We start from the raw sequence: 20,447 nt of genomic DNA, 5'->3' as shown, positions 1-20,447 counted from the left end.
GAACAGCGGTTCGGCAGCGGCGCGCCGGTCGGACGCCGCCCGCCTTACCACCCGGTCGGTAGGGCGGGCGGCGCACACGGCTGGGTGACGGGGCAGACTTCCGGCATGACCTGGGAAACGATCACCGCGGCCGACGCGGGCAGTTGGACCCTCGGCGACCTGACCGTGCACCGTGTCGGCTTCGGCGCGATGCGCCTGACCCACCAGGCCGACGGCTCCCCCAGCGACCGGGACCGCTCGATCTCGGTGCTGCGCCGCGCGCTCGAGTTGGGCGTCAACCACATCGACACCGCTGCCTTCTACTTCTCGCCGCTGCGCTCGGCCAACGAGCTGATCAACACCGCGCTGGCGCCGTACCCGGACGACCTGGTGATCACCACCAAGGTCGGCCCTGGCAAGGACCCGTCCGGGGAGTGGTTGCCGTTGGCGCGCCCGGAGCAGTTGCGCGGGCAGGTCGAGGAGAACCTGCGGCAGCTGGGCCGGGACCACCTCGATGTGGTGAACCTGCGGGTGCACGGACCGGAGTCGATCGCCGAGCACTTCGGTGCCCTGGCCGACCTGCGCGCGGCAGGGTTGATCCGGCACCTGGGCATCTCGAACGTGCGGGCGCACCACCTGGCCGAGGCGCAGGCGATCGCGCCGGTGGTGTGCGTGCAGAACCAGTACGGCATCGGCGCGCCCGCCAGGCAGGACGAGTTCCTGCGGCTGTGCGGCGAGCAGGGCGTGGCGTTCGTGCCGTTCTTCGCCATCGCCGGGGCGGGCAAGGAGTCCGGTGCGGGCGGGGCGGAGGACACCGAGGTGCTGGCCGTCGCCACCGCACACGGGGTGAGCACCGCACAGGTCCGGCTGGCCTGGACCCTGCGGCGCGGGCCGCACGTGCTGGCCATTCCCGGCACCGGCAACCCGGAGCACTTGGCGGCCAACGTCGCCGCGGGGTCGCTGCGGCTCACCGATGAGGAGCTGGCTCGTCTGGAGGCGGTGCACCGGTCGGCGCGCCCGGATTCCTGATGACCTCGAACATGCTGGCCAGGCTGTCCGCACCGAAACCCTGGGTTACCCGTTTGTCCAGGAACTCCTTGATGGGCACCATGAGGTCGGTCGCTATTCCCTGCTCGCGACCGACCCGAACCATTTTCGCCAGCCCGGCCGCATTCAAGGAAACCGTGGACACCGCATTCCCGTATTCACCGGAGTCGACCTGTCTCGCCGCACCTCGAATACTGGGCAGCACCACATTGGTCAGCCACGACTCCGCGAGGCCCTCCGCCCCCCCGAGCCAACCAGCGCGAAACCCTGGAGCGCGCTGGTCAGGGTGGCCCACAGAATGCCGAGCAAGGCCAGGTCATAGCCGGCCGCGCTGCCCGGGTCCGCGCCGAAGTACACGCTGCTGCCCAACGCGCCGAGCAGCGGCTCATGCTCGCGAAAAACCTGCTGGTCACCGGCATAGAACAACTGAGTCTGCGGCTGCCCAACCGCCGGCGGCACGGCCAGCACCGCGCCGTCCAGATAGCGCAGACCACACTCGCGCGCCCAATCCGCGGCGGCCCGCGCCTCGCTGGGCAGACCGGAGGTGAGGTTCACCAGAACCTTCCCGGCCAACTGCCCGCGCACCGGATCGAGCATCTCGTACAACGCGGCGTAGTCCAGGACGCACACCACCAGAATGTCGCCGGCGGTCACCGCGTCAGCCACACTCGCCGCGCGTTCCGCACCTCGCGCGACCAGCGGCTCAGCTTTGCCACCGGACCGATTCCACACCGTCGTCGAATACCCGGATTTCACGAAAGCCCCGGCAATCGCCGATCCCATCCGACCAAGTCCCAGCACTGTAATCACATTTTCAACCTAGGCCGCCTCGCAATTCACCTCAAGTACGCACATCAAAGTGCGTGCCCCACGGCGTTATCCTGGCTTCGATTGGGGGTGCGCACATGACCGTCCGAACCCGCCCGACCCACTGCGGCCTGGACGCCGCGATGGAGGTCATCAGCGGCAAGTGGAAGGTCCTCATCCTGTGGGCGCTCGGCCAGCAGCCGCAGCGCTACGGCGAACTCCGGCGACTGGTGCCCGGCGTCAGCGAGAAGGTGCTCACCGACCAACTCCGCGAGCTGATCGCCGACGGGATCATCGTCCGAGACGCCCGCCCCGGACCGGTGCCGCACGTCGAGTACTCGCTGACACCACGCGGCATCGCCCTCAACGAGGCCCTCCGCCCCCTCGGCGCCTGGGGCCGCGAACACCTGTGACCCCGCGAACCAGCGCGAACGCGAACCGCCGGCCGCAACGCGAACCGCTGGGCCGCTGGGCCGCTGGGCCGCGAATCGTCGACGCCCGTCCTGCCCGGTGCCGACTGGCTTCACCGAAGTCGCTCCACCAGGGCCGATCCACCAGGGCCGATCCACCAGGGCCGATCTGCCGGTGCCGACTTGCCTCGCCCCGGCCGCCACGCCTCTTGCTCACCCCTGCCGCCCCACACTGCCTGCTCGCCCGGCCGCCACACCGCTTGTTCGGACCCGTGTGACCCGGGGCCCGGCCCGCCTGTTCCCCGCCCGCGCCTCCGCTTCCTCTGCGGAACGCTTTTCCGGCCGAAAAGGTTGCTCCTCGTCCTGATCTTCGGCTCGGATGGGGCGGCCGCTGTGGTGAATGTGCTGGTCAAGCGACTGGCCGAGCATAGCTGGGTGGCTTCCGGAGGCCAAAGCCAGCGCGGCCGGGTGGGTCAGCAGGCGCCGGTGGGGTTGGGGGGTTCGGCGGTGAGGGCGTGTTCGGCGAGTTGGCAGGCGTTGGGGACGTCGCCGGCGTAGGCGGCCAGGCGGGACAGCATGTCGCGGAGGTTTTCGCGTTCGGTTGGGGTGAGGGGGGTGAGGACGGTGTCTTCGACTGTGTGGAGTTTGCGTTCCAGGCGGCAGAGTTCTTGTTGGCCTGGGGCGGTGATGACGATCTGGCGGGAGCGGCGGTCGGCGGGGTCGGGGCGGCGTTCGACGAAGCCGGCGCGTTCCAGGTCGTCCAGCAGGTAGGTCATGACGGTGCGGTCGACGCCGAGTTGCTGGGCCAGGGCGATCTGGCTGGGGGCCTCGCCGCGGGCGGCGGCGCTGAGCACCTGGTAGCCGCGGGGGCCGCCGGGCAGGTCGTCGACCGCGTGATCGGCGGCTTTGAAGTAACCCCGCACGACCGCGCTCAGCGCCAGGCCGAAGTCGAACCGCGCTGGTCGGTGGTGGTTTTGGGTCACCTACCCATCTTATGCCGTTTGTGCGCCGGGATACGTTCTGTTGACAAGAAGGTCTGTTGAGCAGAACATCTTGGTGACAGCTGTTCTGGAGAGCAGCGCTTCTGGAGGGAAGACGATGACTCTGCTGCGTGTGGACTCGAGTATTCGGACCGAGGGCTCGGTCAGCCGGGCGCTGGGTGACACCTTCGAGCGGAACTGGCTCGCCGCGCGGCCCGGCACCCCAGTCACGCGCCGTGACCTGGGGCGGCATCCGCTGCCCGCCGACGCCTGGGCGAACTCCGTCGCCACCGGTTGGACCCCGGCACAGGAGTGGACCGACGGGCACCGGGCGGCGGCCGGGCTGGCCACCGAGCTGGCCGATGAGCTGCTGGGCGCCGACGGGTTGTTGCTGACCGCGCCGCTGTACAACTTCGGGGTGCCGCAGCAGGCCAAGATCTGGATCGACCTGCTGCTCACCGAGCCCCGGCTGGCCCCGGCCTCGGGACAGCAGCCGCTCAAGGGCAGGCCCGCGGCGTTGATCGTGGCGCGCGGCGGCGGCTACGGGCCCGGCACGCCCCGGGAGGGCTGGGACCACGGGACGCCGTGGCTGCACCGCATCCTGGCCGATGTGTTCGCGATGGACCTCCGGGTGGTCGACGCCGAGCTGACCCTGGCCGATGTCAACCCGGCCATGGCCGAGCTGCGGGAGCTGGCCGGCCAGTCGCGCGAGCAGGCGCACTCGCTGGCGGAGAAGGTCGCGCCGGAGCTGGCCGGGCTCGCGGTCGCCTGACCGGCCGGTCGGTCGCGGCGGGTAGGCGGGCAGCGGCCGAGGCCTGCCGGTGAGAAGGCAGAATTCCTGCCATGACCGCCCTGCCCGAGGAGCTCCAGTCCGCATTGGACACCGCGCTGCGCGGTTTCCCGCAGCCGGAGCTGGCGCGCGCGGTCACCCGGCTGATCACCCGCTACCGGCAGGGTGTGGCCGCGACCGAGCCGATCCTGGTCAGCCCGGTGGACGCGGCCGCCTACGCCGGGTACCGCATGCCCGGCACCTACGCCGCGGTGCGCGCCGCGCTGGCCGAGGTGGCCCGGCAGCTGCCGGAGTTCGCGCCGCGCAGCCTGGTCGACGTGGGCGGCGGCACCGGCACGGCGGTGTGGGCGGCGGCGGACACCTGGCCGTCGCTGACCGAGCTGAGCGTGCTGGAACAGGCGCCGGAGGTGGTGGCGCTCGGGCGGAAGCTGATGGCCGCCTCGGCGCGGCTGCGCGGCACGAGCTGGCGGCGCGGGCGGATCGACCCGGCCGCCGAGGCCCCGGCCGCGGATGTGGTGACACTGTCCTATGTGCTCGGTGAGCTGCCGGAACCGGTGCGGGCGGCCACGGTGCGCTGGCTGGCCGGGGCGGCGCGGCTGCTGGTGTTGATCGAACCGGGCACCCCGGCCGGGTACGAGCGGGTACTGCGGGCCAGGGACGAGCTGATCGGGCTGGGCCGCTCGGTGGTCGCGCCGTGCCCGCACCAGCGGGACTGCCCGATCACGCCGGGGCGGGACTGGTGCCACTTCTCCGCGCGGCTGCCCAGGCTCGGCGCGCACCGGGTGATCAAGGAGGGCACGCTCAACTTCGAGGACGAGAAGTTCTCCTACGTCGCGGTGGCGAACGAACCGGCCGGCCGGGCGGCGAACCGGGTGCTGCGGCATCCGGTGAAGCGCAAGGGTTTGGTGGCGCTGCGGCTGTGCACGGGCGCGGACGGGCTGGCCGAGGTGACGGTGACCAAGCGGCACGGCGCGGACTACCGGGCGGCCCGGGAGGTCGGCTGGGGCGAGGAGTGGTCGCCGGCAGCCGACTGACGATCCGCGCCCGAGCTACCGGGGCCGGCTGATGGCCTGGCCGATGCCGCCGTCCACGGTGAGGCGGGCGCCGGTGGTGAAGGTGGCCTCGAAAGCCAGGAACAACACGGCGGCGGCGACCTCGGCCGGAGTGCCGTGGCGGCCCATCGGGGTCACCACGTCGCCCTCGGCGGTGAACGCGGCCCGCTCCGCCGCGGACAGGCCGGCGATGCCCATGGTCGGGGTGTCCACGAAGCCGGGGGCGACCACGTTGACCCGGATGTGCCTCGGCAGCAGCGCGCTCGCCATGCCTTTGGCGAAGGCGCGGACCGCGGCCTTCGCGCCGGAGTAGGCGGTCAGGATGTCGGTGCCGCCCTCGTCGGCGATCGAGGTGGTCAGCACCACCGCGCCGCCGTCGGCCAGCAGTGGGGCCAGGCGCTGGACGGTGAAGAACGCGCCCTTGGTGTTGACCGCGAAGGTCTGGTCGTAGCTGGCCTCGGTGACCTCGGCGAAGGGTTCCAGGCGGGCCAGGCCGACGTTGACGAACAGCAGGTCGATCCGGCCCAGGGTGTCGGCGGCGTGGGTGGCCAGCTCGGCGATGTCGGCGAGGTTCGTGGCGTCGGAGGGCAGGACGTGCGCGCGGCGGCCGGTCAGTTCGGTGCGGGCGGCGGCCAGGTTGGCGGGGTTGCGGCCGGTGAGCAGGACCTCGGCGCCGCGGTCGAGCAGGGCGTGCACGACGGCCCGGCCCATACCGTGGGTACCGCCGGTGACCACGGCTTTCTTGTCTGCGTAGGTGTTCATGGCGGCAACCATGGCCGGGCGCGCTCTTGATCCGCTCCAGGTCCGCTCCGGATAGGGTGAGCCGGTGTGGTTCGGGGTGCTGGGTCCGCTGGAGGTGCGGGCGGAGGACGGCGGCCCGGTGCGGATCCGCGAGGTCAAGGTCCGCGCGCTGCTGGCCGACCTGCTGCAGCACCTCGGCCGCCCGGTCAGCGTGGACCGGCTGGTCGAGGACCTGTGGGGCGAGCGCGCGCCCGCGGACCCGGTGCAGGCCGTGCAGACCCGGATCTGGCAGCTGCGCAAGGCCATCGGCCGGGACCTGGTCGTCTCGACCGGATCCGGTTACCTGCTGCGCGCCAAGCCCGGCTCGGTGGACCTCTGGCGGTTCCAGGCGCTCCTCGCGCAGGCCGGGGCCAGTGCCGGCCCCGCGGTGCGGGCGGAGCTGCTGACCGACGCGCTGGCGCTGTGGCGGGGACCGGCCTTCGCCGAGTTCGCCGACGCCGAGTTCACCCGGATCACGGTGGGGCGCCTGGAAGAGCTGCGCCTGACCGCCGTGGAGGACCACGCCGAGGCGCGGCTGGCGCTGGGCGCGGACCTGACCGCCGAGCTGGGCGAACTGGTGGCGCGGCACCCGCTGCGGGAGCGGCTGCACGGGATCCGGCTGCGCGCGCTCTACCGGGCCGGGCGGCAGAGCGAGGCACTGGCGGCCTACGCCGGGTTGCGGCGGCGGCTGGCCGAGGAACTCGGCGTGGATCCCGGTCCTGAGCTGCTCGCACTGCACCAGGCGATCCTGACGCGGTCGCCGGAACTGGCTGCCCGGCCGCGCACCAACCTGCCGGCCCCCTCGGGTGAGCTGATCGGCCGGGAGGCGGCGGTGACCGCGGTGGGCGCGCTGCTGGCGCGGGCGCGGCTGGTGACCCTGACCGGGCCGGGCGGGGTCGGCAAGACCCGGCTGGCCGTCGAGGCGGCCCGGCGGCTGGACCCGCCCGATGGGGTGTGGCTGGCCGAGCTGGCCGCCGCCGGGGAGGTCCTGGACGTGGTCACCGCGGTGCTCGGCGTGCGTGACCTGGACGCGCTGCGGGAGCGGAACCTGGTGCTGCTGCTGGACAACTGCGAGCACCTGCTGGATCCGGTGGCCGGGCTGCTCACCCGGCTGCTGGCCGTCGCGCCAGGGGTGCGGGTGCTGGCCACCAGCCGGGAACCCCTTGCCGTGCCTGGGGAACACCGCTTCCCGGTGCCGCCGCTGCCCGCGGCCGAGGCGGCCACGCTGTTCACCGCCCGGGCCACCGCGGCCGCGCCGGGCGCCCGGCTGGACCCGGCGGCGGTGGCGGTCATCTGCCGTCGCCTGGACGGCCTGCCGCTGGCACTGGAACTGGCCGCCACCCGGGTGCCCGCGCTCGGCGTGCGGGCGCTGGCCGACCGCCTGGACGACCGGTTCTCCTTGCTGGACAACGGAAACCGGACCGCGCCTGCGCGCCAGCGCACGCTGCGCGCGGTGATCGACTGGAGCTGGCAGCCGCTGGACGAACGGGAACGGGCCGCGCTGAGCCGCCTGTCCGTGCTCGCCGACGGCGGCGACCTGGCCGCGGCCGAGGCGGTCTGCGAACTACCGGGCACGCTGAACCTGGTGGCGGGCCTGGTGGATCGCTCGCTGGTGGTGATGACCGAGACCGCCGACGGCCCGCGCTACCGGCTGCTGGAGTCCGTGGCGGCCTTCACCGCCGAGCACCTCGACCCGGCCGAACACCAGCGGCTCCGGCAGCGGCACCAGGCGCACTACCTGACTCTGGCCGAGGAAGCCGACCGGCATCTGCGCGGCCCGGAGCAGCGGACCTGGTTGCGGCGCTTGGACACCGAGTCGGCCAACCTGCGCCGCGCGCTCACCGGTCCCGCCCCGGCCGCGCTCCGGCTGGCCAACGCAGTGGGCTGGTACTGGTACCTGCGCGGCCGCTACGGCGAGGCACACCGCACCCTCACCGCACTGCTCGCCGCACCCGGCCGCGGCGCGGACGCCGTGCGGGCCGAGGCATCGGCGTGGGTGGCCGCCTTCGCCCTGCTCATCCGGGACCCCGACCTGCCCGAACCCGCCGACCCCGACCTCTCCCCCATCACCGAGGAGAGCAGGCGGACCCACCTGGAATGGTTCCTCGGCTTGGCTCGCAGCGACTTCGGGCCGCCGGCGGCCACCGCCGCCTGGGCCGAGCGGGCGCACGCCGCGTTCACCGCCGCCGGCGAGCGCTGGGGCGCGGCCGCCACCCTGCACACCCGCGCCGCCCTGGCACTGGCCGCGGGCGACCTGACGGCCGCGCGGAAGCTGGGCGCCGAGTGCGCCGCGCGGTTCCTCGACCTCGGCGACCGCTGGGGACAGCTCAAGGCCGGGCAGATCGACACCCTGCTCGCCCAGATCGGCGGCGACTACCCGGCCGCGGCGCGCGGCCACGAGCGGGCGCTGCGGCTGGCCGAGTCGCTCGGGCTGTGGACCGAGGCCGCCTACGAGTACGCCGGGCTCGGCCGGCTGGCCCTGCTCACCGGCGAGCTGGCGCGAGCGGAAGAGTTGCACACCGTGGCCGCCCGGCTGGCCACCGAGCAGTCGCACCAGCGCGGCAGGCAGTTCGCCGAGGTCGGCCTGGGCCTCATCGCCCGCCGCCGCGGCGAGTTCGCGGCAGCCGAGCGGTGGCTGCGGAGCTGGCTGGACTGGTGCCGCCGCTACGACGGCGCGGCCGGGGTCGCGCTGATCCTGGCCGAGCTGGGTTTCCTGGCCGAGCAGCGTGGCCAGGCGGCGGAATGCCTTGCCCTGCACTGGGAAGGGCTCGCGGCCGCGGAGGCCGTCGGTGATCCGAGAGCGGTCGCGCTGGCCATGGAAGGACTCGCGGGCGCGCACGCGCTGGCCGGGGACCGGCGGCGGGCGGCCGAGTCGCTGGCGCGGGCCACCGAGTTGCGGGCCTCGGTGGGCGCGCCGCTGCCGCCGGCTGAGCGGGGCGACGTCGAGCGGATCGCCGGTCTCATTCGGACAGGTACGCGCCCAGACCCAGTTCCTCCGCGGTGCTGACCACCTTGTGCAGCACCGTGCCCGCCCGCTCGTACCAGTCCGCGCCCTCCGCAGGCTCGGCCAGGAACTCCGTCAGCGTGGCCAGCACCTCGCGCAAGGCCGCGTCGGTGGCGCCGTCCGCGCCGCCGATGACCAGGTAGGGCTCGTCGAGCTCCTCGCGCAGCCGGGTCAGCGCCTCGCGCAGCGCGCGGTTGGCCCGCTCGGTCTGACCGGCCAGGTGGCGGGCCTCGCTGAGGTAGATCAGCGCGGAGGTGACCATGCGGTGCAGCAGCGAGGTGACGAAGTCGCCGCGGTTGGCCATCGAGCGGGACAGCTCGATGCCGCGCTCGCGGTAGTCGGCGGCCTCGGCGAAGCGGCCCAGCGCGGAGCTGGCGCGGCCCAGCACGTCCAGGGCCAGGGCCAGGTCGTAGAGGTCACCCGCGGCCATCAGCAGGTCGAGGGCCCGGCGGCCGGCGAGCAGCGCGTCCTCGTGACGGCCGAGGCGGGTCTGGCTGGCGGCCAGGCCGAGCAGTCCGGCGCCCTCGCCGACCGCGGACCCGGCGGCACGGAAGAGAGCCAGCGCGACGGTGGCCTCCTCCAGCGCTCCGGCGTAGTCGCCTTGGAGCTGGCGGACGCCGATGGCCTGGCGGTGGGTGTAGGCGCGGGCCAGGGTGTCCCCGGCGATGGTGAACCCGGTCAGCGACTCCGCGAGCAGCGCCCTGGCCTGGTCGAAGCGGCCGTGGTGGGTCTCGATCCTGGCCAGGCCGCGGCGGGCGTAGGCCACGCCGACCGCGTCGCCGGTCTCGGTGGCCGCCCGCAGCGCGGTCCGGTTCACCGTCTCCAGGTCCCGCCAGTGCCCGGCCCAGTCCAGGTAGTGCCGCATCATCCAGGCCAGCTGCCAGGCGTGCTGCTCGAACCCGGCGGCGGCCGCGCGCTGCACCAGGCCGATGAGCACCGCGTGTTCCAGGATGAACCAGTCCAGCGCCTGTTCGTAGCCGGCGAAGCCGCGCGGGCTGACCGCGGGGTCGATCTCGCCGGGCGCGGGCAGGTCCTGGTGCGCGGAGAGCATCCGGGCCGCGGTGTGCGCGGTGTGCAGGTGGTAGTCCAGGCCGCGGCGCAGCACGGCGCGCTGGTCGGCCGCGCTGTCCTGGGCGGAGACCAGCTCCAGGGCGTAGGCGCGCAGCAGGTCGTGGGTGTGGAAGCGGCCGGGGGCGACCTCGGCGAGCAGGTGCGCGGCGGTCAGCTCGCGGAACAGGGCCTGCGCGCGGGCGGTCGGCAGGCCGGCCAGGCTGGCCGCGGCGCGCAGGTCGACGCTGGTGGCCGGGTGGAAGGACAGCAGCCGGAACAGCCGGGCGGCCGGCGCCGACAGCGCCCGGTAGGACCAGGACAGCACGGAGCGGACGTCGGTGCGGCTGTCCGCGCCGGTGAAGGCGTCCAGACCGCCGCGCGCGGCGTCGAGCTCCTCGGCGACCGCGGCCAGGCTGAACGCCGGGTGGTAGGCGGCGCGGGCGCAGACCACGGCCAGCGCCAGCGGCAGCCGGGCGCAGGCGGCGATGATCTCGCGCACCGCCTCCGGTTCGGCCTCGACCCTGGCCCGGCCGAGGCGGCGGGCCAGGAAGCCGGTGGCCTCGTCCTCGCTGAGGATGTCCAGGGCCACGGCGTGGGCGCCGGTCGCCGCGACCAGCCCTGACAGCTCGACCCGGCTGGTGACCAGCACGAAACAGTTCGGGTTGCCGGGTAACAGCGGCAGCACCTGGGCGGTGTCGCGGGCGTTGTCCAGCAGGATCAGGCAGCGGCGTCCGGCGAGCACGCTGCGGTAGAGCGCGGTCAGCGCGTCCAGCCGGTCCGGGCGCAGCTGGGTGGGCACGGACAGGGCGTCCAGCAGGCCCCACACCGCTTCGCGTGGCTCGACCGCGACGCCTTCGGGTTCGAAGCCGCGCAGGTCGACGTAGAGCTGGCCGTCCGGGAACCGCGCGGCCACCCGGTGCGCCCAGCGGACTGCGAAGGTGGTCTTGCCGACGCCGGGGGTGCCGTGCACGACGGCCACCGCCGGGCAGTGGCGATCGGGCTGCTCGGGCACGCTCAGCGCGGCCAGCTCGTCCTCGCGGCCGATGAAGGCGGGCAGGTCGGGCGGCAGCTGGGCGGGGGTGACCGCGGGCGCGGGCGGCGGCGGGGCTGGTCGTGGGCGGGCCCGGCCGAGCAGTTCGGGGTCGGCGCGCAGGATGCGGCGGTGCAGTTCGCGCACGGCGGGCGCGGGGTCGACGCCGAGCTCCTCGGCCAGCAGCTTGCGCAGGGTGTCGTAGGCGGTCAGCGCCTCGGCCTGGCGGCCGGCCCGGTAGAGGGCGAGCATGAGCAGCTCGTGCAGCCGCTCGCGCAGCGGTTCGGCCTGGGCTTCGGCGGCGAGCCGGTCGACCAGGTCGGGGCAGCGGCCCAGCTCCAGCTCGAGGGTGGCCAGCTCCTCGACCACGCCGAGCCTGCGGCGGCGCAGCCGGGCGCGTTCGGCGTCGGCGGTCTCGCCGTGCAGCCCGGCCAGCGGCTCGCCGTCCCATTCCTCGACGGCTTCCTTGTACAGCCCGGCCGCGGCGGCGACCTCGCCGCGGCCGCGGGCCGCTTCGGCCGCGCGCACGGCGCGCCGGAACCGGCCCAGGTCGGTGGCCTCCTCGGGCACCCGGACCGCGTAGCCACCACCGGCGGAGACGATGACCGGTTCGCCGTCAGCGGTCTCCAGGACCCGGCGCAGCCGTTGGACGTAGGTGCGGATGGTGCCGCGGGCGGCGCGGGGCACGGCGGCGCCCCACAGGGCGGCGGCGATCTCCTCGACCGGGACCGCCCGCCCTTGCGCCAGCAGCAGGGTGGCCAGGGTCAGCCGCTGCTGCGGGGAACCGAGGTTCAGCTCGGCTCCGTCGCGCCAGGCGCGAACCGGCCCGAGCAACCCGAACGCCAGACCCTGCCTCACTGAGCTCCCTCTGCTGCCTGGAACTCGAGTGTAATCCCCCACACATGCTGTCTATTTCGCCCGGGACAGGGGGAAATGGCCGGATCAGATGGCTCCGACGCGCAGCGCGTAGGAGACCGCGTGCGCGCGGTTTCGCAGTTCCAGCCGGGAGAGCAGGTCCTGCATGATCTTCTTGATGGTGCGCTCGGAGTAGCTCAGCTGCGCGGCGATGTGCGCGGTGTCCTCGCCCTGGGCGATCAGCCGCAGCACCTCGACCTCCCGCGCGGTCAGCCCGCCGGAGGTGAGCCCCTGCTTGGCCAGCAGGTCGCTCTGGAAATTGCGGGCCTCGTCGACCAGCCAGCGGGTCAGCTTCTCCGGCAGCACCGAGCCACCCGCCTTGGTGGCCACCAGGGCGCGGATGACCAGGCGCGCGCTGATGTCACGCCGGGGCAGGATGCTGACCACGCCGACACCGAAGATCCGGCTCAGGTGCCGCTCCCGCAGCGGCCCGGCCACCAGCACCACCCGCTGCGCGGCGTTCTCGGCCCGTTCGGCCATGGCGGCCAGATCGTCGATCAGCTCGTCGGTGACGGCGTTGCCGAGCACCAGCACCACATCCGCTGGAGCGCTCTCACCAACAGCGAGCAGATGCAGGTCCGGCGACAGCGCCAGCTGCGGAACGAGTTCCGCGGCCAGCAACTGGTCATCCACCCGAACCGCGACGGCAATGCGGTCCCGCGGTTCCGCGGCCCGCGAACCGGCCACCGGAACAACGGATTTCAGCGCGGTGCTCTCGACCTGGTTCGACAAGCTCAAGCTCATGGTCATGGTGGCGGCCCCTTTTCCTCGTCCCCTCGGCGACAAGCAAACCGGAGGGCTGTCAACGAGGCGTCAACGAGCTGTCAATGGTCCCGGCGGACACACTTTCACGCCCCGGAACTCCCTGGTCAGTCACAGGGCGTTGGCACACGCGAGGGGGTAGCCGCGGGCGCGGGCCGGCGGATTGTCGAGGAGGGGTCCACCGGGCAGGCGCGCGCACGGGGTCAGCGCGTGGCGCACCAGCCAGGGATCCCGCGCCCACGGCTTCCCATGGTTGGCCTCCGCCAGCCGGCGACACGACGGGAGTTCGCCCCGAGGGGGTGGGACGAGCGCTCCGGCGGGTGGGGGTTCCCGCGGCCGTGCACCGACTGAACCGACGACTCCATTCCCCAGCAAGCGTCACCGGCCAACCGGGGGCAGCATCACTGCTTCGCGGCAGGGTTCGCCAGCGGTCCGGTTGTGCAGTGCGGTGTTGTTGCAGGTCAGCGGGTTGTTTGAACTTCCCGGTCCGGCAGCGTGGTCGGCTCTGGGGGGCGGCTGGCGGGGTTGCGGGCTGGTCAAGATCCCCGCGGCGAGCCCCGATTTCCGGGTGGGCGGTGCGGTGCGCTAGGCTTCATCACGTTCGAGAGAACGAAGCAAGACCGGGACGTGGCGCAGCTTGGTAGCGCACTTGACTGGGGGTCAAGGGGTCGCAGGTTCAAATCCTGTCGTCCCGACGGTCTAGAACAAGCTGAGGGCCTGACCATCACTTAGGTGGTCAGGCCCTCGGTGTTTCTCAGCGGTTGTCCGTTGGAGGTCAGCTCAACATTGCGGACTGGCCCGCCATTCGTGCTAGCGGCTCGAGCCACGACCGCGTCGACCCCTCACCGACCACGACGGGACGCACCAGAATCCCCGGTTCGTCGGCACGATCCCACAGCTTGACTGCCTCAGCCGGGTCACCACGGCGTGCCGCGATGTTGCCCAGACCGGTGAGCGCACGAGTCCGCTCGTAGGGACTGCCCGCCTCCTCCGCAGTGCGGGCGGCTTCCTGGTAGTGGCGTTCAGCGTCGTCGAGGTTGCCTGCCTGAAAGCAAACCCAGGCCAGGCAGTTGACGCCCATGACTGTGTCGACTGGGAGCTGTGCCAGCTCCGTGGCCTCACCCGCGTAGTCCATCGCCTCGTCGTGACGGTCAAGCTCGCTGCAGGCGAGGGCAAGCCCGCGCATCGCGATGACGGCGTTGCGGACTCGTCCCGAGCGCTGATACCTGTCCAACGCGGCGGTCAGGCCATGCACTGCGTCTTCTGGGGAGCCCTGGTACAGGCGGACCCAGGCCATGCTGGACAGGGCGTCCAGTTCGCCGCGATAGTCGCCAGCCCGGGTGAACTCGATTCGTGCCTCGGCGTGGCGGTCCAGTGCCGCCGCGAGGTCACCCTGCTCGACGTGGGCCATACCCAGGTTGTTCAGGATCATCGCGCTCGAGAGGTGGTCACCCCTGGTGACTGCGGTATTCAGGGCGGCGTGGTGAGTGGTGAACCACGGCTCGAAGAGCCTGTCTCGGAAGAAGAATGCCCGCAGGACCAGGGCCAGCTGGCAGCATCTCGGGTCCCCCTCGGCCAACCGGGTGATCTCGGTCAGGAAGCTCCAGCGTGCTCGCAGCCAGCGGTGTGCCTGTTCCACATCGTTGAACGGGCATCGGTCCGAAGCGGGAGCGTCAACGTGTGGCCGGAACCGATGTGGCTCTAGGAGTTCGTCAGCGGCGACAGCCAGGGACAGCGCGTAGTCGATCAACCGGGAGGTCGCCACCTCGCGTTCACGTCCATCGAGTTCCGGTGGCGCGCAGTGCGCCGCGAAGGTCCGCACCAGGTCGTGCATCCATACGTCGCCGTCCATGTCCCTCGTTATGAGATGGGCGTCGTGCAGACGATCGAGCACTTCGTCCAAGACGCCGTGCGCGGTGCCCACAAGAACCTCTGCGGCCTCGGTCGTGATGGCGCCAGCCGGGTGGATGGCCAACAGCTGCAGAACCCGCCGTTGCTCGGCGGGAAGATCCCGCAAGGACACGCGGAATGCGGCCGCCACATCGCGTTCGCCGTCGTTGAGAGCGGGCAGGAGCGTCGACTCGTCGCTGAGCCGTTTCAGGAACCTCTCGGTGGTCCAGTTGCCGGTGGCGAACCTGGCTGCCGCGATCCGGATCGCCAGTGGCAGCGTGCCGCAGCGGCGGACGATATCGGCGACCGCGCCGACATCATCAGACCTCATATCCCTGGCCACGCTTCGGAAGATCGCGACCGCGTCCTGCAGAGGCAGCGTCTCCAAGGGCAGGTGGTAGGCCTCGTCGAGAGCGGCCAACCGGTTTCGGCTGGTCACGATCAGCTTGCAGCCTGAACTGGTGACGAGCAGCGGCCGTACCTGATCTGCGGCTACGACGTTGTCCAGCACCACCAGTACCCGGCGGTCGGACAACATCGCACGCACCAGGCTCACCCTGTCGTCGGGCCCGACCGGTACCCGCGCCGGGTCGACCTCGAGTTGGCTCAACAGCCGGTACGCGGCCTCCCCGATGGACACCGGTCGCACGCCAGGAGTGTGTCCGCGCATATCCACGTAGAGCAGCCACCTGGGGAAACTCGACCCTGCGGCCTGGGCCGCGACGAGAGCGAGCGCGGTTTTGCCAACTCCGGCCAGCCCGCTGATCACGCACAGGCGAGTGGAATCCAGGGGATTCAGGACTGAGGCCAGCACGGCACGCTCATCGGTACGGCCCACAAACAGTTGAGGCGGGCCTGGCATGCCGGAGGTGTGCCGCACCCGAGGAGATCCTGGTGTTGGTCGGCATGGCGCCAACACGGCCAGGGCGCCCTCGGCCCCCAGCGCGTCATCGCAGGCCTGGATCACCTGTGTGGTGGCCGCGGACCGGCCGTTTTCGATCTTGCTGAGGTAGCTCGTCGAGATACGTACGGCATCGGCCAACGCGGCCTGGGACAGACCGCACTCCTGGCGCCTCCGCCGCAGTTCAGAACCGAAATAGGTCATGGTTCTCGCTGGTTCCTCTTGTCCGGATGTGGGTGCGCCCGGCCCGCGGAATGTCCGGGGGCCGGGCTGATCGCTAGGTGAACAGGGTGAAGATCAGGTCCAACGTGGTGACGAAGTGGTGGGTGTGCATGGTTCTTCCTTTCGGCGGAGCCTTGGGAAAGGCGGCGAATCGGCTGTGTGTCGAGCGGGCCCGCCGGACGAACCGATGCTGTACCGAAAATCCTGAAGCAGGAAGGGGTTTCTTGTCGACAGAATTTGGTGGGCACAGGAAACCTGCTGTGAACTGCGATGTTTCCTGAAACTGGAAACTTGGTGCCTGATCTTGAGACTTCTGGGTGACCTCCTTTCCAGGGGTACAATCTCGTGCCGAAGTGCGGAATCGGGACAAGGGGTGGAGTGTTGGTGACTCGAACGGGTGATGGCACCGCAGTTCTTCAGGGGGAGCTGAAGAACCTGCGAAAGGGTCGTGGGATCAATGGATCAGGGTGGGGTCGCCAGGTCGGAGCCGGCATCAGACGCGTCTCCGCAGTGGTGGACGGTGATTCCGACGCAGTCGCGAAAGGGAAGATCGTCACGACTCTCGACCGACTGATGCGGCGCCTCTCCCCCACCAATATGGCGGTGGCCCGAGCCGCACTGGGCTTCGACAGCGAACCGGATGAGCGCTACCTCAAGCGGCTGGTACGGCTTGAGCCGGAACTCAAACTGGGAAGCCGCAGTCTCCAGCGCTACAGCGACGAGGCGCTGGCGCTGCTCGCCGAGATCATCGAGGGGGAAGGCAGGCGGGCGCTGAACTCGGCGCACGAGCCGCCATGGCGGACCGAGGTGTTGCGCACCACCCTGCTGCTCGACGGTTCCGGAGCCGAGGTCACGGAGGCCAGGAGGATTCGGAGCAGCCAGAATGGGCTGCACGGGATCGAGCACTCGCTCACGGTGCGGCCCGCTCACATGACGGGGCCGCTCAACCTGGCCGACGTGAACCTTCGCGCCGTTTTCGGCGCCGATGTGAGCTCGCCCCGCCTCGTCACGTCCTGCCGGATCGTCTTCGACGTGCACCTCCCCGAGGTCCTCGACGACGGTAATACGCATGAGTTCGAGTTCCGAGCCTTGGCGCCGAACATATCGCCGTTCTACCTGTGCACCCCGATCTACCCGTGTGAGGAGTTCGAGCTCAAAGTGAGGTTCGACCGGGCCAATCCGCCCCGGCTGATCCGAGTGGTTGATGGCGCCCTCGCACACGAGGCGAACGACCCGGCCGCCGCGACGGGAACGATCGCTCTCGAACCTGGCGGCCAGGTGCGACGCGAGTTCCGTGATCTGCGTCCTGGCCGTTCCTACGGCCTGTCCTGGGAACCCCTCGCCAACTGACCCCGTACCGTGACGGATCCGTCGTTCACGGGTCGTGCAGGGGCCGTCGTTGCTCCGCTCACACCGTGCCGCTGAGGTTCTCTCGGCGGCACGGTGTGGCCCGGTTCGACAGTCCGTCGCGACGCGTACATCGAGGTTAGGGTCGTCAGTCGGTCAACGGAGGAATGACGTCGGTGAGCTTCGGCCAGGTCGCCTCCGCCTCGGCCACCCTCGCCGCGTCTCGCAGCTGGCCGAGTATCGCGTGGTCCCCTCCCACGCAGTCCAGCAGTACATTGTCCTCGGCGGCGAGGATCGCCGCGATGTGGTCCAGTCCCGCCTTCGTCAGCTCGACGAACACCTTGCGGTCGAGTTCGGCGTCGAGGTTTCGAGCAAGGGGAACGTGACCCGGGACGATACCCAGCTCCTGCCTGACCGGGAGGGTTTCCGGCAGGTCACCGAGGTCAACTGCCGGATGGACGTGACTCGCGATGTCGATCACGGCGCTGATCACGTCTGCCGCTCGCCGCATCGCGTATAGGACCGGTCCTGGATCGCTGGCGCCGTTGTTCGGGCGGGAGGTCGTCAGTACGGCGCGCTCGATCATGTTCAGTGAGCAGCCCCGCACCCACAGCAGGCTGGCGAGCGCCCGACGCGCGTTCGCCGGGCCTCGGACTTCGGGTTCGACCTTGCCAGGCAGGAGATCAACCAGTTGGGGTGACACCCGACTCTCACGGAGCCACTTCTGCAGGCCGCGCAGTACGACTCCCCGGTCGTTGGCCTTCCACACAAAACGGTTGTCGTGCAGCTCTTCTGTGAGCTGCGCGGCACACAACATGGTGCGCTCCGTCATGTCGGTGGGAGGCAGCGATGAGAGTACGTCCGCGACCGTCCGCACCGAGGAGACCCTCAGGTTGTGCCGCACGACGATTTCGCCGAGCCTCGTCGGAGCCAGCCCTGGCGCGGCGTCGGAATAGGCCAGGAAGCCCTGCCGCACCAGGTGGTCGAGGACAGTGGCGACCTGGTGGTTCGGGAACGGCTCTGGTGTCCCTTGGAAGCGCGCCTGCCGAGCGGCGAGGGTGTGGTTGAGGAAATCCTGGACGTCGGTGGCGCCGCAGTTGTCCTGGCCGGCCGCGACCGCTGACACGACGTTGAGGAGCAGCGTTCCCAGGTCCTGGGCAGGTGCCAGCAACGCCGACGTCCTGGCATCGGGCTTGGCGGTCACGTAGTTGCCCCACTTCGACACCGAGTCGTTGCCCCCGGCCGTCAGGATGAACGAGGTGCCGTCGAGTCCCCGCCGATCCGTCCGGCCTGCCCGGCCCACCATGTTCTTGTACTCCGACACCGAGTAAGGAATACCGCTAGGGTGCTGGAGTTCGCTGATCACAACGGAGTCGGCGGGAAGGTTGACTCCTTGGGCCAGGGTTGTGGTGGCCACAAGGACCCTGAGTTGGCTGTCTTCCTGTCTGAATGTCCTTTCGACAACCTGGCGTTCCTGGTCGGAGAGATCTGCGATGTGGAAAGCGACTCCGCGCACGAGGCACTTGCGCAGCTGGTCGTGCATGGCGCCAATGTCACCGCCCCGCAGTTCGGCCATCGCCGATTCGGCGGCGGGCAGGTCAAGCGCGCCCCCGAGTCGCTCGGCAGTCTTTTTGGCGTCAGCGCGCGTCGCGCGGAAGACGATGACGTTCCTCTGTTCCGCCAACAGCTTGGCCACCAGGGCGATTAGGAGATCGTCTTTGAGTCCACTGTGGACCTCCTCGGTGAGCCGCGTGCCTTCCGGGAACTCCTTGGGTGGGAGAGCGTTGTCGCTGCGGTGGCTGTGGTACTGGCCGTCCGGCCCGATGACGCCTTCCACAAGCGGTACGGGACGTTCCTCGCTGAGCACCAAGTCCATACCCAGCCACTGCTGGAGCCCCTTCGGATCGCCCAGTACGGCCGAGAGCCAGATGAGCTGTGGGACGGTGCTCGTTGTCCGGATTCGCCGAAGCCGCGTGAACAACGCTTCCAGGGCCGGACCACGTGTCACGTCGAACAGCGACTGGACTTCGTCGACCACCAGAACACCGACCTGGCGGAGAAGATCGGGACGGCCGTTCAACAGCCCGGCGAACTTCTCGTACGTCAGCACGGCAAAGTCGTAGTTGCCCCGGAAGAGGTCGGGTAGGTGATCACGTAGGTCCCCGGTGGCACGAATGGTCTTGATCCCGAGTGGCCCGTACAAGGCGTGGAACCGCTCATGCTGTTCGTGCACCAGTGCTCGGCTGGGCAGAAGGAAGACAGTCCGCCTACCATCCTGCTTCGCCTTGATCGCCGCGAGTTCACCGATCATCGTCTTCCCGCTTGCGGTCGGGGCGCTCACCAGCACCGGTTCGCCTCGCAACACACCGGCTTCGTTGATCGCCTTGAGCTGCACCGTGTTCAGTCGTTTGATCGACTGCCGCCACGTCTCGATGAAGGCGGTATGGATGCCGTGGTTCTCGAGTGACGACAGGGCGTGTGTCGCCGGCGACGGGGGCGTGCCCTCGATCTTGGCGTACCGAGCGCCGGGGCGCAGCACCGGGAGCCGGACGCTGGACAGCGTGCCACGCAACATCGGGTTCTGGCTCTGTTGTGCAATCCCATTCTTGTGCCAGCCGACGTTTGTCAGAACATAGTCCGCAAGCCCGAGCATCGAGATCTCGCCATCGTCCAAGGTACCGCCATAACCGAGCAATGCCTGGAGCACGTAGTGGGTGAGCACGCCGTGTCTGAACGCGGGGCTCTCGTAGGCCCGCTCATCCGGCGCGGACGCGGCCAGCACGATGTGCCCGGAGCCCTGAACCTGACGGAAAAGGGCGCTGACCTCGGGGTCTGACGAGCGACTGGTGTACCTCTCCTCCGGTTCGGGCAGCACCCTGACCTGATGCTCGACGGACGTCGTCCCACGAAGTCCCTCCGGTGTCAGAGCGGCTCCCGAGAAGCAGCAGTCGAGTACTACGATGACCAGCTTGGCCTTGATACGGGCGATCTGGTCGAGGAACTCCGCGAGCGGCACCGCGGTCTCAGCCAGCCGGTCAACGCGGGCGTCCGGTGTGGCGAGTTCGCCAGTCCGAGTGCCGTGACCGGAGAAAGTGATGACGACGATGTCCGAGGCAGTGCTCGTGGCAACTATTTGACGAACTTCTGTCAGGATTCTGTCCTTGGTGGCGTCCTCGTCGAGAAGTAGAACAGGATCCAAGTCGAATGTGTCGGCGAACAGCGCGTGCAGGACCTCCGCGTCTCTTCTGGCGAATCTCAAGCCGGTGAACCCAGGGTCCCGATACTTGTCCACGCCGATGAAGAGCCCGTGGAACCCTCGCTCGTCTGACATGTTTTCTTCTCCTCGCCAATTTTTCGACAAAGGTGCGGACCTGGTAGCGGATTGCTGGTCCGGGACGATAGCGTGCTGACTCGGTATTGAAAATTGGGCACTGCCCGGGCTTCCAGGGGGAAGGACATTGACCGAATGGTCGAGACCAAG

General features: G+C 70.5%; 12 protein-coding genes, 1 tRNA gene and 1 pseudogene. 7 read left to right on the top strand and 7 right to left on the bottom strand.

Translation table 11 applies throughout. The features are described 5' to 3' along the window. The first annotated feature begins 105 nt into the window (after positions 1 to 105). Positions 106 to 1,008 carry an aldo/keto reductase gene (locus ACWDY5_RS31415; RefSeq protein WP_449725757.1) on the top strand — a complete coding sequence of 301 codons (903 nt, stop codon included), beginning with the start codon at positions 106 to 108 and terminating at the stop codon, positions 1,006 to 1,008. On the opposite strand, the pseudogene ACWDY5_RS31410 reads toward ACWDY5_RS31415, so the two are convergent. Further along, positions 947 to 1,809 (bottom strand): annotated as a pseudogene (locus ACWDY5_RS31410) (NAD(P)-dependent oxidoreductase). The gene ACWDY5_RS31415 and the pseudogene ACWDY5_RS31410 overlap by 62 nt on opposite strands. Positions 1,810 to 1,931: 122 nt before the next feature. Here ACWDY5_RS31410 and ACWDY5_RS31405 point away from each other — a divergent pair. Further along, on the top strand, positions 1,932 to 2,246 hold the full coding sequence (locus tag ACWDY5_RS31405) for a winged helix-turn-helix transcriptional regulator (RefSeq protein ID WP_449725756.1): 315 nt from the start codon (positions 1,932 to 1,934) through the stop codon (positions 2,244 to 2,246). Between the two features lie 470 nt (positions 2,247 to 2,716). Here the strand turns inward: ACWDY5_RS31405 and ACWDY5_RS31400 are convergent, their stop codons facing one another. Next, positions 2,717 to 3,226, bottom strand: coding sequence for a MarR family winged helix-turn-helix transcriptional regulator (locus tag ACWDY5_RS31400; RefSeq protein WP_449725755.1), 510 nt, complete (start codon positions 3,224 to 3,226; stop codon positions 2,717 to 2,719). 115 nt (positions 3,227 to 3,341) lie between these two features. Between ACWDY5_RS31400 and ACWDY5_RS31395 the strand changes: the two genes are divergently transcribed. Then, a complete protein-coding gene (locus ACWDY5_RS31395) occupies positions 3,342 to 3,995 on the top strand; it encodes an FMN-dependent NADH-azoreductase (protein ID WP_252483277.1) in 654 nt (217 codons plus the stop codon). Positions 3,996 to 4,066: 71 nt separating this feature from the next. Continuing rightward, on the top strand, positions 4,067 to 5,047 hold the full coding sequence (locus ACWDY5_RS31390; RefSeq protein ID WP_449725754.1) for a small ribosomal subunit Rsm22 family protein: 981 nt from the start codon (positions 4,067 to 4,069) through the stop codon (positions 5,045 to 5,047). A gap of 15 nt (positions 5,048 to 5,062) precedes the next feature. Here the strand turns inward: ACWDY5_RS31390 and ACWDY5_RS31385 are convergent, their stop codons facing one another. Beyond that, the gene (locus tag ACWDY5_RS31385; protein WP_449725753.1) at positions 5,063 to 5,827 is read right to left on the bottom strand and encodes an SDR family oxidoreductase; all 765 of its coding nucleotides are present in this window, start codon (positions 5,825 to 5,827) and stop codon (positions 5,063 to 5,065) included. A gap of 64 nt (positions 5,828 to 5,891) precedes the next feature. Between ACWDY5_RS31385 and ACWDY5_RS31380 the strand changes: the two genes are divergently transcribed. After that, the gene (locus ACWDY5_RS31380) at positions 5,892 to 8,852 is read left to right on the top strand and encodes a BTAD domain-containing putative transcriptional regulator (RefSeq protein WP_449725752.1); all 2,961 of its coding nucleotides are present in this window, start codon (positions 5,892 to 5,894) and stop codon (positions 8,850 to 8,852) included. On the opposite strand, the gene ACWDY5_RS31375 is transcribed toward ACWDY5_RS31380, so the two are convergent. Beyond that, positions 8,806 to 11,787, bottom strand: a complete 2,982-nt coding sequence (locus tag ACWDY5_RS31375) for a BTAD domain-containing putative transcriptional regulator (protein WP_449725751.1) — start codon at positions 11,785 to 11,787, stop codon at positions 8,806 to 8,808. The two genes, ACWDY5_RS31380 and ACWDY5_RS31375, sit on opposite strands and share 47 nt — an antisense overlap. Before the next feature lie 84 nt (positions 11,788 to 11,871). Next, complete coding sequence (locus ACWDY5_RS31370; protein ID WP_449725750.1) at positions 11,872 to 12,594, bottom strand: helix-turn-helix transcriptional regulator; 723 nt, start codon at positions 12,592 to 12,594, stop codon at positions 11,872 to 11,874. A 633-nt stretch (positions 12,595 to 13,227) separates the two neighbouring features. Between ACWDY5_RS31370 and ACWDY5_RS31365 the strand changes: the two genes are divergently transcribed. Further along, positions 13,228 to 13,301: transfer RNA gene (locus ACWDY5_RS31365), tRNA-Pro, on the top strand. A gap of 80 nt (positions 13,302 to 13,381) precedes the next feature. On the opposite strand, the gene ACWDY5_RS31360 is transcribed toward ACWDY5_RS31365, so the two are convergent. After that, a complete protein-coding gene (locus ACWDY5_RS31360) occupies positions 13,382 to 15,601 on the bottom strand; it encodes a tetratricopeptide repeat protein (protein ID WP_449725749.1) in 2,220 nt (739 codons plus the stop codon). 402 nt (positions 15,602 to 16,003) lie between these two features. Here ACWDY5_RS31360 and ACWDY5_RS31355 point away from each other — a divergent pair, with 402 nt between their 5' ends. Then, positions 16,004 to 16,969: a hypothetical protein gene (locus ACWDY5_RS31355; protein ID WP_449725748.1), complete on the top strand. Its 966-nt coding sequence runs from the start codon at positions 16,004 to 16,006 to the stop codon at positions 16,967 to 16,969. 145 nt (positions 16,970 to 17,114) lie between these two features. Here ACWDY5_RS31355 and ACWDY5_RS31350 read toward each other — a convergent pair whose 3' ends face one another. Continuing rightward, positions 17,115 to 20,297 (bottom strand): DEAD/DEAH box helicase, encoded by a 3,183-nt coding sequence (locus ACWDY5_RS31350; protein WP_449725747.1) that lies wholly within the window; start codon positions 20,295 to 20,297, stop codon positions 17,115 to 17,117. Between the last annotated feature and the right edge of the window lie 150 nt (positions 20,298 to 20,447).

This window comes from Crossiella sp. NPDC003009, assembly GCF_053591555.1.
The sequence above is the reverse complement of the archived record's forward strand: the minus strand, read 5'-3'. Positions and strand labels throughout refer to the sequence as shown.